Consider the following 15,117-nt stretch of genomic DNA (forward strand, 5'->3'; position numbering starts at 1 on the left):
GGTCTCCCGCCTGGCACGCAACAGCACCGACTGGCACCGGCTGCTGGAGATCTGCGCGATGTCCGGGACACTGATCCAGGACGAGGACGGCCTCTACAACCCCTGCGACTGGTTCGGCGGGCTGCTGCACGGTGACGCGGGCCGGTCGTGGATCTCCGGCGCGGAGGTCACGCCGTCGGTGTTCCAGGCGCTCGGGGTCTCGCTCCTGCTGATGGGCGGGTCGCTGGCCGTCGCGGTGCTCACGGCGGGGGTGGTGTGCGCCCGTACGCTGCGGCTCGGTGCGGGGCGGCGGCTCGACGGCCGGCGCTCGGCGGGCACCGGATCGGCGCTCCTGTCCACGCTGCCCGACTTCCTGACCGCCTCGGTGCTCGCCGCCGTCGTCGGCGTGCAGCTCGGCTGGCTGCCCGCGCTCGGCTGGTACGGGCCCGAGTGGATGGTGCTGCCCGCGCTCTCGCTCGGCCTGCCCGCGGGCGCGCTGCTGGGGCGGATGCTCGACGACCTGCTGCCGGGCGCGTTCGCCGAGCAGTGGGCGCTGGCGGCCGCCGCGCGCGGAGTCCCGGGCCGGAGCATCGCCCGTCAGGCACTGCGCCGCTGGGTGCCCGGACTGCTCCCGAACTTCGGCCTGTTCGTCGTCGGCCTGACCGGCGGCGCGGTCGCCGTGGAGCAGGTCTTCGACATCCCCGGCCTCGGACGGCCGACCCTCCAGGCCGCGGTGGCGCAGGACCTGCCCGTCCTCCAGGCGGGCACCCTCGCCCTCGTCCTGCTGGCGGTGGCCGCCGGAGGCTTCACCAGGCTCACGGCCCGGCTCCTGATCGGCCCGGCCCTGCGCGACGGCGCGCTCTCCTCGCTGCACCGCCCGACACCGCCCCGCCCCACGACTCTGCCCCTGCTGTACGGCGCACTGCTGCTCGCAGTCGTCGCACTGGGCCTTGCCCGGGATCCGCTGCGGCTGGACACCGACACCCGCCTCCGATCCCCTTCCTGGGCACACCCGTTCGGCACGGACGGGCTCGGGCGCGATGTGCTGGCACGGGTCGGCCATGGCGCTCTGAGCACCTTGGCCCTGGCCGTCGCCGTGAGCGCGGCCGCGCTCCTGCTGGGCGTTCTGCTGGGTCTGCTGCCACGGTTCTCCGCGCCGCTCGTCGACACGGTCAACGCCGTACCGCCGGTCCTCGCGGCCCTCCTCGTCACGGGCGTCGCGGGCAGCGGCCCCTCGACCCCGGCCCTCGCGGTGACCGCCGTCGCCTGGGCGCCGCTCGCGGCCCACACCTCAGCACTGCTCCAACAGGAGCGCGCCACCACACACTTGACGGCCACTCGGGGCCTGGGCGCGGGCCCGCTCCAACTGCTCCGCCACGAACTCCTCCCGGCGGTCCTGCCCCCGGTCCTGAGCCACGCACTGCTCCGCCTGCCGGGCGTCGCCCTCGCCCTCGCGGCCCTCGGTTTCCTCGGCCTCGGCGCGCAACCGCCGTCCCCGGAGTGGGGCCTGCTCCTGTCCGAGAACCAGCCGTACGCGGAACGGGCCCCCTGGGCGGTACTGGCTCCCGCCGCCGCACTCGCCCTGCTGGGTGCGGTGGCCGTCACGGGTGGAGGCGGGGTGCGGTGGCCGGGGCGGTCGCGTCGCGCACGCCGACGCGACACCGGCGAGACCGGGACCGAGACAGAGACCGAGACCGAGACAGAGACCGAGAGGACGACGGCGACGCGGCCCGGACCGCAGGACCCCGCCCGGCCGGTCCGGGCCGAAGGCGTGACGTCCGATGCCTGAGCAATCGCCTCCGCGAGCCTCTCCCGACGGCCGTACGGAGTCCGGCCGCCCCCGCCGCAGGATCCTTGCCTCGCTGCGGACCTTCGCCTCTCTGCCTCCGTTGCTCCGGCTGCTGATCCTCACTCAGCTCGCCTTCAACGTCGGGTTCTACGTGGTGCTGCCGTTCCTCGCGGAGCACCTGGGCACGGCGATCGGCATGGCGGGCTGGATGGTCGGGCTGGTGCTGGGGCTGCGGACCTTCAGCCAGCAGGGGCTGTTCGTGGTGGGCGGGGCGTTGGCGGACCGGTACGGAGTACGGCCGGTGGTGCTCGCCGGCTGTGTGCTGCGGATCGCCGGATTCGGCTGGCTCGGATTCGCGGAGGCGAGCTGGGCGGTCGTCGGAGCGGTCCTCCTGATCGGCTTCGCCGCCGCGCTGTTCTCGCCGGCCGTCGAGTCGGAGGTGGCCCGGCAGGCGGTGTGCCGGGAGGAGGCGGGGGAGGGCCCGCGCACCCACGTACTCGCCCTGTTCACCGTGGCGGGCCAGGCGGGCGCGTTCCTCGGCCCGTTCATCGGCGCGCTGCTGCTGGCCGTGGACTTCCGCGCGGTCTGTCTCGCCGGTGCCGGAGTCTTCGTACTCGTCCTGGCCGGGCACGCGTGGCTGCTGCCGCAGCACATCCCGGGCCGGGCCCGCGTGCGGAGCCGTGGTGGCGTCCGGCGGCTGGTGCGCAACCGTGGCTTCCTCGCGCTGTGCTGCGCGTACGGCGCCTATCTGCTGGCGTACAACCAGCTGTACCAACTCCTCCCTGTCGAGGTGGAGCGCGCGGCGGGCTCGCAGGCGCCGCTGGCCTGGCTGTTCGCGCTCTCCTCACTGCTGGTGGTGACGGCCCAGCTGCCTCTCACGCGCTGGGCGGGGGACCGGCTCGACCTGCGCCGGTCCATGACGGCGGGGCTGCTGCTCATCGCGGCCGGGTTCGTGGTGGTCGCCGTGGCCAGGCCCGCCGCGTGGACGGGAACCGTGGGGCTCCTGCCCGCGGCCGGTTACGTCGTCCTGCTCACCCTCGGCCAGATGCTCGTCGCGCCCGCCGCCCGGGCCTGGGTGCCCGACCTCGCCGACGACGGCAGGCTCGGCCTCTACACGGGCGCACTGTCCTCGGTCTCCGGCCTGATCGTCCTGGTCGGCAGCGCGGCCACCGGCTCTCTCCTGGACACGGGCCTGCCCCCGGCCGCGCCCTGGCTGGTGCTCGCCGTGCTCCCCGTGGCGGCGGTCGCCCTGCTGCCCCGGCGCCACGTGCCGAGCGAATGAGACACCCCGAACCGCCGACGCAAGTGGCCGACTGACAGGCCGACATGAAAGAGGGGCCGCCGTCTCCCTGCAGACGGCGGCCCCTCGGCTTTCGGAGGGTCACATGTGGACGACCGGCGCGGCTTCCGCGTCCTGCTCGGGAACCCCACGGCGGTAGAGGAGGAAGGCGATCACCGCGCCCACCGCGAAGAAGCCCGCCGACCACCAGAAGGCGGTGGTGTAGCTCTCGATCGTCGACTGGGCCTGGACCAGCTTGTCGGTGGCGTCCTTGCCGGACAGGTAGCTGGTGGCGGCGCTCGCCGCGAGCGTGTTCAGCAGAGCCGTGCCGATGGAGCCGCCCACCTGCTGCATCGCGTTGACCGTCGCCGAGGCGACACCGGCGTCCTCCGGCGCGATACCGCTCGTGGCCAGGGCCATCGCGGGCGGCATCACGATGCCGAGTCCCGCGCCGATCAGGAGCAGCTGCGGCAGCACGTCGGTCGAGTAGCTGGAGTCGACTCCGATGCCGGTCAGCCAGGCCATGCCGACCGCGGCGATCGCGAAGCCCGCCGGGATGACGACCTTAGGGCCGATACGCGGCACCAGCTTCGTCGTGGAGACCTGGGCCATGACCATCAGGGCCGCCATCATCGGCAGGAAGGCCACACCGGTCTTCGTCGGGCTGAAGCCCAGGTTCAGCTGCAGGTAGTAGGTGAGGAAGAGGAAGACTCCGAACATGCCCGCACCGGTCACGAGCACGGCGAGGAACGAGGCTCCGCGGCTGCGGTCGAGCAGGACGCGCATCGGCAGCAGGGGGTGCGCGGCACGGGTCTGCCACCAGGCGAACACCGCCAGGAGCAGGCCGCCGGCGATCAGGAAGCCCCAGGTCTGCGGCGAACTCCAGTCGTGCGTCTCGGCGTTGGAGAAGCCGTAGACGAGGGCGAAGAGACCGGAGGAGACCAGCAGTGCGCCCGGCAGGTCCAGCTTGGAGCTCGCGGCGTCACGGTGGTTGCTCAGCAGCATCCAGCCGCCGACCAGGGCGATCACGGCGAAGATGATGTTGACGTACAGGGTCCAGCGCCAGTCCAGCGCGTCCGTCAGGACACCACCGAGCAGCAGTCCGAGCGCACCGCCCGCACCGGCGATGGCGCCGTACACGCTGAACGCCTTGGCGCGCTCCTTGGCGTCGGTGAAGGTCGTGTTCAGGAGCGAGAGCGCGGCGGGTGCGAGGAGTGCGGCGAAGACACCCTGGAGGGCGCGAGCGGTGACCAGCATTCCGAAGCTGTTCGCGGCACCGCCGAGCACCGAGGCCCCGGCGAATCCGGCGACACCGATGAGGAAGACGGGCTTTCGCCCGAAGAGGTCGGCCAGTCGGCCGCCCAGCAGAAGCAGTGAGGCGAAGGCCAGCGCGTACGCGGTGACGATCCACTGGCGGTTGCCGTCGGTGAAGCCGAGGTCCGCCTGTGCCGACGGCAGGGCGATGTTCACGATGGTCGCGTCCAGCACCACCATCAGCTGGGCGATCGCGATGATCGAGAGGATCCACCACCGCATCGCCGACGACGGTGCGCCGGCCTTGTCGGGTGTGCCCTTACGGGCACCTTCGGAAAGAGTCTCGGTCTGGGACATCGGAGCATCACTCCAGGGAAGGTCGCTCGGCATGACGGCTACGTAAACGAAACCGTTTCGTACGCCTTGAGGCTAGACCACTTTTATCGAAACGGCAAAGTTTCGCTACTGAGAGAGGGCTCACATGCGCAGGGGCATGTTCGAGGTCGACGGGGCCGGGCTGTACCACGAGGTGCGCGGTGAGGGGCCCGCGCTGCTGCTGATCAGCGGCGCAGGGGGTGACGCCGGGTATTTCGCGGGGATCGCCGAGGAGCTGGCGGACGCCTTCACCGTGATCACGTACGACCGGCGGGGCAACTCCCGCAGCACGGGCCAGGACGACGCGCTCACGGATCTGTCCCGGCAGGCTTCTGACGCTCGCGCGCTCATCGACGGTCTGGCGGGCGGCCGTGCCCTCGTGTTCGGCAACAGTGGAGGCGCGATCATCGGCCTCACGCTGGCCGCCCGCCATCCGGAGGCGGTCGTCGGGTTGATCGCGCACGAGCCGCCCGCCGTGAACGTCCTGCCCGACGGCGACCCCGCACGCGCCTTCTTCGCCGAGGTGGCCGAGGCGTACGCGCGGGGCGGCGCCCCGCCGTCCGTTTCACCCGCACCTACGACCACCCCGTCGACCGTGTCTGGGAGTTCGTCACCGAGCCCGGGGAACTGGCCCACTGGTTCCCCTCCCGCGTCGAGATCGAGCTCCGCGAGGGCGGCACGATCAGGTTCGGCGACGACCCGAACATGGAGGACTCCACCGGGCGAGTCCTCGCGGTCGACGTGCCACGGCACCTCTCCTTCAGCTGGGGCGGCGACGAACTGCACTTCGATCTGGAGGAGTTGGACGAGAAGCGCACCCGTTTCACCCTCACCAACGTCCTGGAGGCCGAGAACACGGCCGCCCGCAACGGCGCCGGCTGGGAGGTGTGCCTCTCCGCCCTCGACGCGCACGCCCGCGGAGCCTCCCTCGGCGGGCCGCACGCGGGTGCCGGTGCGCCCTGGCAGGAGGTCTACCGGGCGTACGTCGAGGCAGGCGTCCCCTCGGGAGCCCCGGTCCCGGGACTGGACACCTGACTCGGGACCCTGCCGCGCCCGGCTACTGCATCTGGCGTCGCACCAGCTCGTGCAGCCGCCCGCCCGTGTCCGCCAACAGCTGGGCGGGCGGGCCCTGTTGGGCGACCCGGCCGTCCTCCATCACGATGACGCGGTCCGCGTCCATGACGGTGGACAGGCGGTGCGCGATCACCACGCGCGTGGCGTTGAGGGCGCGGGTGCTCTCGATGACCGTGCGCTGGGTCTCGTTGTCCAGGGCGCTGGTCGCCTCGTCGAAGAAGAGGATGCGCGGGCGCCGGATCAACGCCTGGGCGATCATCAGCCGTTGACGCTGGCCGCCGGACACGGCGCCGCTGCCGGAGACGATCGTGTGCAGGCCCATCGGCATGCGCTTGATGTCCTCGGCGAGACCGGCCATCTCGGCCGCCGCCATCGCCTCCTCAGGCGTGTAGGGCTCGGTGCCGCAGATGACGTCCAGGATCGACCCGGTGAAGGGCTGCGCGTGCTGGAGCACCACACCGCACTGACGGCGTACGGCGGACTGGTCGAGGGCCGCCAGGTCCTGGCCGTCGTACAGGACGCTGCCCGAGACCGGTTTGTCGAAGCCGATGAGCAGGCGCAGCAGGGTGGACTTGCCGCAGCCGCTGGGGCCGACGACCGCCACGAACTCGCCCGGCCGGATCGCGAAGGACACGTCGTCGAGGACGAGCGGACCGTCCTCGGTGTACCGGAAGGAGAGCTTCTTCGCCTCGATGGCTCCGGACAGCTCGGCGGGGCGCGTACTCGCCACCCGCACCTCGGGCGTCGCGTCGAGGACCGGCCTGATCTCCTCGAACATCGGCAGCGCCGAGACCATCGACACAAAGGCACCCGTCACTTGGGTGACCGAGGTCAGCAGCATGGTCATCGAGGTGTTGAACGTCAGGAACGCGGCGGCCGACAGCGAACCGCGTGCGGGACCCGCCAGCAACATGAACATGATGAGTGAGCAGAGCGGCAGATACACCGCGCCCAGCACCGTCGTGAGGTTCTTGATCCGGCCCACGCGCTGCTGGAGTTCACGGCTGCGCGCGAACTCGCCCGCCCAGGCCGCGTACGCGTAGTTCTCCGCCGCCGCGACCCGCAGCTTGGGCAGACCGCGCAGGGTCTGGAAGGCCTGGTTGTTGAGCTTGTTGCTCAGTACGACCAGCCGGCGCTGCCAGCGCACCTGCCACAGGCCGAGCCCGAGGAAGACCCCGGCGATGACGACGAGCATGCCGATCGCGGCGAGCGCCATCGGGACGCTGTACCAGAAGAGCAGCGCGAGGTTCATCGCGCCGACCGTCACCGACTGGACCACCACCGGGCCGACGCCCGCCATCAGCCGGCGGATCGCGCTGATCCCCATGGCCGCACTGGCCAGTTCACCGGTGGAGCGCGAGGTGAAGAACTTCGTCGGCAGCCGCAACAGCCTGTCCCACACGGCCGGTTGGAGCGTGGCCTCGATACGGCCCTCCAGCCGCAGCATGGTGAGGTTCTGCATCAGCATGAAGGCGGCGGACACCACACTGGCGATCATGATGGCCAGACAGAACTGGACGATCAGGCTCTCCTGGGCCTTCGGCACGAACTCGCCGAGCACCTTGCCGGTCGCGATCGGCACCAGCGCACCGAGCGCCACCGTCACCAGACCGCTGAGCGCGAGGTTGCGCATGTCCCCGCCGGTGCCCCGGAGACTGAACCGCAGCAGCCGCAGCGGGCTCAGCCGGCGTTCGGGCAGCGGCCGGTAGAACATGACGGCCCGCGGTTCGAACTCCGCCGCGTTGGCCTTCTCGACCGGTGTCTCACGACCGCTCGACGGATGCACCGCCACATACCCGCCGCGTCGCCACAGCAGCGCGGCCGGGGCGCCGGACGCGACCCGGTGCCCGACGAGCGGGCCGATGTTGTCGCGCCACCAGCGCCCGTCGAGGCGTACGGCACGCACCCGGACCCGGGAGGCGAGCGCGATCTGTTCGACGGGGTCGAGCCGGTCGCTCTCCGCGCCGCCCTGCGCCGGGTCCGCGAGAGTGATCCCGGCGGCGTGCGCGACGAGCTTGCAGGCGGCGTACGTGGCATCGGCGTCCGCCGCCCCCGGCCCCGATCCCGAACGCTTGGACATGGAGGCGATGAGCGTCCGGTCGGCCTGCGCGCGGACGGCCTCGCCGGCCTTGATGCCCGCTGCCGTGCGGGTCTCGTGCGTGCGCTCCAGCTGCTCGATCCAGCGGTCGAGGGTGGCCAGCAGCCGGTACTGCTGGTCGACCATGGCCTGCCACATCGCGGGGTCCACCAGCAGGTCCGCCGCGGCCTCGGCGCCGTACATGGAGCCGTACTGCACACTGCCCGGTGGCACCTGCATCCACAGCACGTCGTCGTCCGTGAGCGCCGCGTCCCGCTCGGTCGCCAGCGGCGCCTCGAAGAGGATGGCGAGGCCCCGGCCGACGCCGAGCGAGAGGGCGTACTCCAGTGGGCTGGTGGCCGGGGGGACGTACTGGGGGTTGCCGTACGCGTCGTACGTCCAGGTCTCGGTCTGCGGCGGCTGGTACAGCTCGCGCAGCGCGATCCGGCGCAGCACGCACTCGCGCAGCGGCCTGCCGACCAGCGTGTGCTGGGGTCCCGCGACCGGGCCCAGCAGCAGCGAGCCCGCTTCGAGGCGGCCGAGGTGGTGCCAGTGGCCCTGCTGGGCGGCGTCGACCGCGAACAGGTCCATGGCGCCGGACACGACCAGCCACAGCACGTGCGGCCCTTCGAGGTCCAGACGGGTGAGGCCGGAGCCGTCGACCGGGGTTCCCATGCCGCCGAGCGCGCCGAGCACGTAGTCGCCCTCGGTGGCGGGCTGTTGGTGCTGCTCGTCCGGTTGATACTGCTGGTTCTGGTTCTGCTGGTTCTGCGGGTACGCGGACGTCATCTCATCGCTCCCTGACCAGCTCGGCGTACGCGCCGCCGGCCGCCACCAGGGCGTCGTGACGCCCGCGTTCCACGATCGTGCCGTGCTGGAGCACCACGATCTCGTCGCTGTCGCGCACGGTGCTGAGCCGGTGCGCGATCACCACGCAGGCACAGCCGCGCTTGCGCAGGTTGTCCATGACGAGCTGCTCGGTCTCCGCGTCCAGTGCGCTCGTCACCTCGTCGAGCACGAGGATGCTGGGCCTGCGCACCAACGCCCGCGCGATCTCCAGGCGTTGACGCTGGCCTCCGGAGAAGTTCCGGCCGTCCTGCTCGACCCGGCTCTGGATACCGCCCGGGCGGCGCATCACCACGTCGTACAGGGCCGCGTCCTCCAGCGCGGCGACCACGGCCTCGTCCGGGATGGACGGGTCCCACAGCGCGATGTTGTCGCGGACGGAGCCCTCGAAGAGGAAGACGTCCTGGTCGACGAAGGAGACGGAGGCCGCGAGCGCGCCGCGGGGGATGTCCTCCAGACGCTGGTCGTCGATACGGATCACGCCCTCCCAGGGCGCGTAGAGCCCCGAGATCAGCCTGGACACCGTCGACTTGCCGCTGCCCGAGCCGCCGACCAGGGCCACCTGCTGGCCCGGGCCGACCGTCAGCGAGAAGCCGGACAACAGCGGCTTGTCGAGCGGGCTGTAGCCGAACGTGATGTTCTCCAGCTCCACATGGCCGTGCAGCCTGCGCGTGCTGTCGCCCCCGCCGCGGCGCGAGTAGAGCGGGTCGGCGGCGAAGTTCTCGACGTCCTTGAGGCGGGCCACGTCGGCCGCGAAGTCCTGGATGCGGCCCGCGACCCCGTTGAGCCGGGTGATCGGCGCGGTGAAGCGGGTCACCAGCGCCTGGAACGCGACGAGCAGACCGATGGATATGTGCCCCTCCACGGCCCGCATACCGCCGATCCACAGGATCAGCGCGCTGTTGAGCGTCGCGAGGGTCGGCGCGACCACACCCAGCCAGGCACTCGGCACACCGAGCCGCTGCTGCTCCTCCAGTGTGGTGGCGTGCTGTCCGGCCCACTTGCGGAAGTAGCCCTCCTCGCCGCCGGTCGCCTTCATCGTCTCGATCAACTGCAGGCCCGTGTACGCCGTGTTGGTCAGCCGCGCGCTGTCGGCGCGCAGCTTGGCCGTACGCGTCGCACGCAGCCGGATCACCACCCGCATCGCCACGATGTTGAGCAGCGCGACGCCGATGCCCACGGCCGTGAGCTGCGGATCGTACGTGTAGAGCAGCACGGCGTAGAGGACGACGACCACGGCGTCCACGCCCGCCGCCGCGAGGTCCCGGGCCAGGGTCTCGGCCACCGCGTCGTTGGACTGGAGACGCTGCACCAGGTCGGCCGGGCTGCGCTGGGAGAAGAAGGTGACCGGCAGCCGCATCAGATGCCGGAGGAACTTCGCGCTGCTGAGCGTGGACGAGATGATGCGGCCGCGCAGCAGGTTCGTCTGCTGCAGCCAGGTCAGCACGACCGTCAGCAGCACCGTCGCGCCCATCGACGAGAACAGCACCCCGAGCAGCGAGGTCTGCCCGCCGATCAGGAACATGTCGATGTACGTACGGCTGAGCGCGGGCACCGCCGCGCCGACCGCGACCAGCAGCAGGCTCGCCAGGACGGCGGCGGGCATCGTGCCCGAGGTGCCGCGCAGCCGGGCCGGCATGGCGCCCATGACGCCGGGCTTGCGGCCGCCCTTCCTGAAGTCCGGACCCGGCTCCAGGACCAGTACGACACCGGTGAAGCTGGTGTCGAAGTCCTCCATGGGCACGAAACGACGGCCCTTGCCGGGGTCGTTGATGTGCACGCCGCGCCGGCCGAAGCGGCGCCCCATGCCGTCGTAGACGACGTAGTGGTTGAACTCCCAGAACAGGATCGCCGGAGCCCGCACCTCGGCGAGCGCGACCGTGTCCATCTGCATGCCCTTGGCCGTCAGGCCGTAACTCCGCGCGGCCTTCAGGAGGTTGCTGGCCCGGGAACCGTCGCGCGAGACACCGCAGGCGATGCGCAGCTCCTCCAGCGGAATGTGCCGTCCGTAGTGACCGAGGACCATCGCGAGCGAGGCGGCGCCGCACTCCACGGCCTCCATCTGGAGGACGGTGGGCGTACGCACGGTCTTGACCCGGCCCTTGGGAACCACGCGCTTGGGCGGGGTGGCCTTGCGGCGGCCCCGTACGGGCGGCGGCAGTTGGGACTCCCGGCCGGCCGCGGTGGCGGTCTTCTCGGTCGCGCTCACGGCAGCAGCCAATCGATCGGGCGCTGGTCCTCCAGGCGGATCGAGCCGGAGGCCACGGTCATGGAGCTCAGCCGGAACGGCGGCCCGTCGGCCGACGACCACTTGTAGCCGGACTTCGTGCCCGACGAACGGTCGAGCCGGACGAGGACGGCCACCGGCCTGCCCTTCTTCGTGAACTGCTCGCCCAACTGGCTGTCACCGAGGAAGGCGGCGATCTGCTGCTCCGACTGGGCGGCCCGGTCGACCGACTTCACATGGCCGCGCAGCACCCCGTACTGCTGGGTCGGCGCGGACTGGACGGTGAGGTCGACGGCCGCGTCCGAGGGAATCGTGGCGGCGTTCTCGGCGGGCACGTACACCGTCGCGTACAGCGGGTCGTCGGCGTCGGCGAGCTTCTCCACGGCGGCCACGTTCGGACCGGTGCTGCTGATCGCGCCGATCGTGGCGGCGAGCCCGGTGACCCGGCCCGCGGCGACACTGCGTACGACCGTCTCGCCCTTCGCCGTACGGACCTTGAGCACGGGGGCGTTCGCGGCGATCCGTTGGCCCTGCTCGGCGACGACCGCGGTGACCTGGCCGGAGACGGGGCTCTGCAGGAGGTAACTGCCCTGCCCGTGCGTGAGGATGGCGGGCGCGCTCACCGTGGACGCGACGGAGCCCGTCACGGCCCAGACCGACGCGGCCGCCATGACGACCACCGTCACGAACAGCACGAGCCAGCCCTGGGGGCGGGCGAAGCGCACCGGGAGGTCGAGCTCCTCCGGCGACTGCAGCTTGGCGAGGGCCTGTTGGCGGAACTGCACGGTCTTCCCTCACCTGCGAGAAATGAGATCCGAACTACGACATCCGTAAGTCCCGGAACCGGGAAGCGGTTCCGCGACTCACGGCACGCTATGCGATCACAGAGTGATCAGATGCCGGCGACCAGGCCGGTGACCGGGGCGGTGTTCAGGCCGGTCGCGCCCTCAACGGTGCCCACGACGGTGTCGACCAGGCCGGAAACCGGGGCGATGCCGTCGACGACGCCCGTGACGGTGCCGAGCGCGTTGACCGAGAGGCCACCGGAGACGTTGTCGAGCTCAGCGTCGGAGATCTCGACGGTGGCAACCTGGGGGGTGGAGTTCATGATGGAACTTCCCTTCCTATTGATATTCACAAGGGGGGAGCGGCCCCCTCTGGGGGACAGATGGACGGCCGCGACCGCGGGCGTCCGGAACCCGGAACCGGGAACCGTCGAACGACCCCCGCGGTGCAATGGATCAAAGCACGCTGCCGCGCCACTCATCCAATCAACGACCCATGTGATCAGGGCATTTGAGAGCCGGATCGACTCAACGGTGCAGGCGTGCGCACGTCTCGGTGGCGATTTCTTCACATGTCCCCGGGGTGATTCACATTTCGGCAACAAAGAGTGCCGGCCCGAATCGGGCACACCTCTCCAAAGACGCGGCACGCGACGATCCACTGTGTGGATTCGCCGCGTGCCGTGACCCGGGTGCGTATTCGATGTGCAGATTTGCTGAAGCCGGGATTCCGCTCCCCGGCTCGAACGGGCTGTTACCGCGTGGTGGCGGAGTGCAAGCCGATGGCCTCTGTTACGGGAGTGGCGTCAGCCGAGCTTCTTCAGGAGCTCGGCGGCGAGCGGTGCGGAGGAGGCGGGGTTCTGGCCCGTGACGAGGTTGCGGTCGACGACCACGTACGGCGCCCACGGCTCGCCCTCCTGGAAATCGGCGCCGGCCTCCACCAGCCGGTCCTGCAGCAGCCACTTGGCCTTGTCGGCGAAACCGGCCTGGGTCTCCTCGGTGTTGGTGAAGCCGGTCAGCCGGTAGCCCGCGAAGGCGTTGGAGCCGTCCTCCTTGGTGGCGGCCAGCAGCGCGGCCGGAGCGTGGCAGACGACACCGAGCGGCTTGCCGGACTCCAGGGCGAGAGTGAGGAGCCGGCCCGAGTCGGCGTTGACGGCGAGGTCCTCCATGGGGCCGTGGCCGCCGGGGTAGAAGACGGCCGCGTACTCGTCCAGGTCCACGTCCTCCACACGGATGGGGTGCTGCAGCTCGGCGAACGAGCCGAGCGCGGCGGCGACCTCGGCGGCGCCCTCCTCGCCGCCGTTGAACTCGGGAGCCAGGCTGCCCCGGTCCACGGTCGGCACGACGCCGCCCGGGGTGGCCACGACGACCTCGTACCCCGCCGCCTTGAACGCCTTGTACGGGGCGACGGCCTCCTCGGCCCAGAAGCCGGTCGGGTGCTTGGTGCCGTCCGCGAGGGTCCAGAAGTCGGTACCGGTCACTACGAAAAGAATCTTTGCCATGCCTCGAAGGTAGGCCGACGGGACACGGAGATCCAATAGGGGATCCATTGGAGGGCATCGGATTTCCAATGGCATCACGGGAATAGACCCGAATGGCCGTCGGTGCGCCCGAATGTCGGCCTTTCGTCACCCGCAATGGGAGTGGGCGGCGGATCCCGGTCGGGTAACGGATACGGGTGGATCCCGGCAGGGAGCGGATATGGGCGGATCCAGGTCGGGAACGGTTACGGGTCCGGCAAATGGGCCGCGAATCAGCCGAGCAGCGCGTACACGGTGCTCGCGCGGGCCGCGATCTCCTCCGTGCCCTCCGCGGTCATCGTGGTGTCGGCGAAGGCCATCCGGCGGCCCAGTTTCGTGACGACCGCCTCGATCAGGACGTCCGCGTCCGTGACCGCGCGCTGGAACGTCGTGGACTGCTGGACCGTGGTCATCGGCCCGTACGCGCCGCGCGCCGCCGACACCGCGATCACCGTCGCCGTGTCCGCCGCGGCCATCAGGGCCTGCCCGGACAGCGAGCCGCCCTCCCGGGCCAGCCGATCGGACCAGGGCAGCCGCAGCAGCGCCCGACGGTCCCCCAACTCCTCGACGGACAGAGAGAGGTCGAGAACCCAGGGGGCGAAGTTCGCCGAGAGGATCTTGTCCGCATCAGCGGTGGTCAGCGTCATGCGGGCATTGTTCCCCGGCATCGGCGACGGGTCACCCGGGACAGCCGAATCATGCTTTCGCAAAGGAAGTTGAGGAAAGACGTTGAACGCCGCACGCACCGCTTGCGTACCTACAGCCATCCAGGCGCCCGCAGTCAGCTGCCAGACGGCGGCTCGGACCCCCCAGTCCCCAGGAGGTCAAGAAGTTGAGTCACAAGCGGATACCCAAGCGCAAGGCCGTCATAGCCGCAGGAAGCGTGGTGGCGCTCGGCGCGGCGGCACTCATCCTGCCCAACGCGATGGCGTCCCAGACCGATGCGACGGAAGGTGCCGCCCCCAGAACGGTGAAGGCCGCGGAGGCGTCCGACCTCGCCTCGCAGCTGGCCGAACTGCTCGGTGAAGCCTATGCCGGTGCGTACTACGACTCGGGCAAGCAGCAGCTCATCATCAACGTCGTGGGCGACGACAACAATGTCATCGTCCAGGCCGAGGAGGCCGGTGCCGTCGTCCAGCAGGTCGACAACAGCACGAAGGAGCTCACGGCGGCCTCGCAGACGCTGAAGGCCGACGCGACCATCCCCGGCACCTCGTGGGCCGTCGACCCCAGGACGAACAAGATCCAGGTCACCGCCGACAGCACCGTCACGGGTGCAAACTGGGACACGCTCGAGTCGACGGTCAAGAGCCTCGGTTCGGGCATGGCGACCATCAAGAAGTCCGCCGGCACGTTCAAGACGTTCGTCGAGGGCGGCGACGCCATCTTCGGCGGCGGCGCACGCTGCTCGCTCGGTTTCAACGTCGTCGCCGACGACGGCTCCCCGGCCTTCCTGACGGCGGGTCACTGCGGTGTCGCCGCGGCCGAGTGGTCGGACTCCGAGGCAGGCGCGCCGATCGGCACGGTCGAGGCCGCCACGTTCCCCGGTGACGGCGACTTCGCCCTCGTCAAGTACGACGACCCGGCGACCGAGGCACCCAGCACGGTGAACACCGGCCAGGAGTCGGTGGAGATCACCCAGGCCGCGGAGGCCGCTGTCGGCCAGGCCGTCATCCGGATGGGCAGCACCACCGGCCTGAACGACGGTGAGGTCACCGGCCTCAACGCCACCGTGAACTACCCGGAGGGCACGGTCACCGGTCTCATCCAGACCAACGTCTGCGCCGAGCCCGGCGACAGCGGCGGCTCCCTGTTCACCGCGGACGGCAGCGCGATCGGCCTGACCTCGGGCGGCAGCGGCGACTGCACCGTCGGCGGCGAGACCTTCTTCCAGCCGGTGACCACCGCGCTG

11 protein-coding genes and 2 pseudogenes are annotated in these 15,117 nt (G+C 70.9%); 5 read left to right on the plus strand and 8 right to left on the minus strand.

The window, feature by feature from the left end; genetic code table 11:
- The first annotated feature begins 58 nt into the window (after positions 1 to 58).
- Both O3Q52_RS32440 and O3Q52_RS32445 read left to right on the plus strand, forming a co-directional pair.
- Positions 59 to 1,768, plus strand: coding sequence for an ABC transporter permease subunit (locus O3Q52_RS32440; RefSeq protein ID WP_269652259.1), 1,710 nt, complete (start codon positions 59 to 61; stop codon positions 1,766 to 1,768).
- Complete coding sequence (locus tag O3Q52_RS32445; RefSeq protein WP_269652252.1) at positions 1,761 to 3,050, plus strand: MFS transporter; 1,290 nt, start codon at positions 1,761 to 1,763, stop codon at positions 3,048 to 3,050. Before O3Q52_RS32440 ends, O3Q52_RS32445 begins: the two co-directional genes overlap by 8 nt.
- Before the next feature lie 99 nt (positions 3,051 to 3,149).
- Here the strand turns inward: O3Q52_RS32445 and O3Q52_RS32450 are convergent, their stop codons facing one another.
- On the minus strand, positions 3,150 to 4,658 hold the full coding sequence (locus O3Q52_RS32450) for an MFS transporter (RefSeq protein ID WP_269652253.1): 1,509 nt from the start codon (positions 4,656 to 4,658) through the stop codon (positions 3,150 to 3,152).
- Positions 4,659 to 4,778: 120 nt separating this feature from the next.
- Complete coding sequence (locus O3Q52_RS32455; protein ID WP_269652254.1) at positions 4,779 to 4,988, minus strand: hypothetical protein; 210 nt, start codon at positions 4,986 to 4,988, stop codon at positions 4,779 to 4,781.
- Here O3Q52_RS32455 and O3Q52_RS32460 point away from each other — a divergent pair.
- Together O3Q52_RS32460 and O3Q52_RS32465 are read left to right on the plus strand one after the other, a co-directional pair.
- Positions 4,900 to 5,229: pseudogene (locus O3Q52_RS32460) on the plus strand (alpha/beta fold hydrolase); the annotation flags it as partial. The gene O3Q52_RS32455 and the pseudogene O3Q52_RS32460 sit on opposite strands and share 89 nt — an antisense overlap.
- A pseudogene (locus O3Q52_RS32465) lies at positions 5,226 to 5,711 on the plus strand (SRPBCC family protein); the annotation flags it as partial. The pseudogenes O3Q52_RS32460 and O3Q52_RS32465, both read left to right, overlap by 4 nt.
- Positions 5,712 to 5,733: 22 nt before the next feature.
- On the opposite strand, the gene O3Q52_RS32470 reads toward O3Q52_RS32465, so the two are convergent.
- The 6 genes from O3Q52_RS32470 to O3Q52_RS32495 all read right to left on the minus strand — a co-directional run bounded on the left by O3Q52_RS32470 (position 5,734) and on the right by O3Q52_RS32495 (position 13,852).
- Positions 5,734 to 8,502 carry an NHLP bacteriocin export ABC transporter permease/ATPase subunit gene (locus O3Q52_RS32470; RefSeq protein WP_269652260.1) on the minus strand — a complete coding sequence of 923 codons (2,769 nt, stop codon included), beginning with the start codon at positions 8,500 to 8,502 and terminating at the stop codon, positions 5,734 to 5,736.
- A gap of 115 nt (positions 8,503 to 8,617) precedes the next feature.
- The gene (locus tag O3Q52_RS32475) at positions 8,618 to 10,834 is read right to left on the minus strand and encodes an NHLP family bacteriocin export ABC transporter peptidase/permease/ATPase subunit (RefSeq protein WP_269652261.1); all 2,217 of its coding nucleotides are present in this window, start codon (positions 10,832 to 10,834) and stop codon (positions 8,618 to 8,620) included.
- A 44-nt stretch (positions 10,835 to 10,878) separates the two neighbouring features.
- Positions 10,879 to 11,685 carry an HlyD family efflux transporter periplasmic adaptor subunit gene (locus O3Q52_RS32480; RefSeq protein WP_269652255.1) on the minus strand — a complete coding sequence of 269 codons (807 nt, stop codon included), beginning with the start codon at positions 11,683 to 11,685 and terminating at the stop codon, positions 10,879 to 10,881.
- Positions 11,686 to 11,792: 107 nt separating this feature from the next.
- Positions 11,793 to 12,008: a hypothetical protein gene (locus O3Q52_RS32485; protein WP_055617627.1), complete on the minus strand. Its 216-nt coding sequence runs from the start codon at positions 12,006 to 12,008 to the stop codon at positions 11,793 to 11,795.
- Positions 12,009 to 12,491: 483 nt separating this feature from the next.
- Positions 12,492 to 13,187: a type 1 glutamine amidotransferase domain-containing protein gene (locus O3Q52_RS32490; RefSeq protein WP_269652256.1), complete on the minus strand. Its 696-nt coding sequence runs from the start codon at positions 13,185 to 13,187 to the stop codon at positions 12,492 to 12,494.
- Positions 13,188 to 13,438: 251 nt separating this feature from the next.
- A complete protein-coding gene (locus O3Q52_RS32495; RefSeq protein ID WP_269652257.1) occupies positions 13,439 to 13,852 on the minus strand; it encodes a PaaI family thioesterase in 414 nt (137 codons plus the stop codon).
- 185 nt (positions 13,853 to 14,037) lie between these two features.
- On the opposite strand from O3Q52_RS32495, the gene O3Q52_RS32500 reads away from it, so the two are divergent.
- On the plus strand, positions 14,038 to 15,117 hold a 1,080-nt coding region (locus O3Q52_RS32500), incomplete at its 3' end, for a S1 family peptidase (protein WP_269652258.1).

The sequence above is a fragment of the Streptomyces sp. ActVer genome (assembly GCF_027270795.1).
GTDB classification, from domain to species: Bacteria; Actinomycetota; Actinomycetes; order Streptomycetales; family Streptomycetaceae; genus Streptomyces; species Streptomyces umbrinus_A.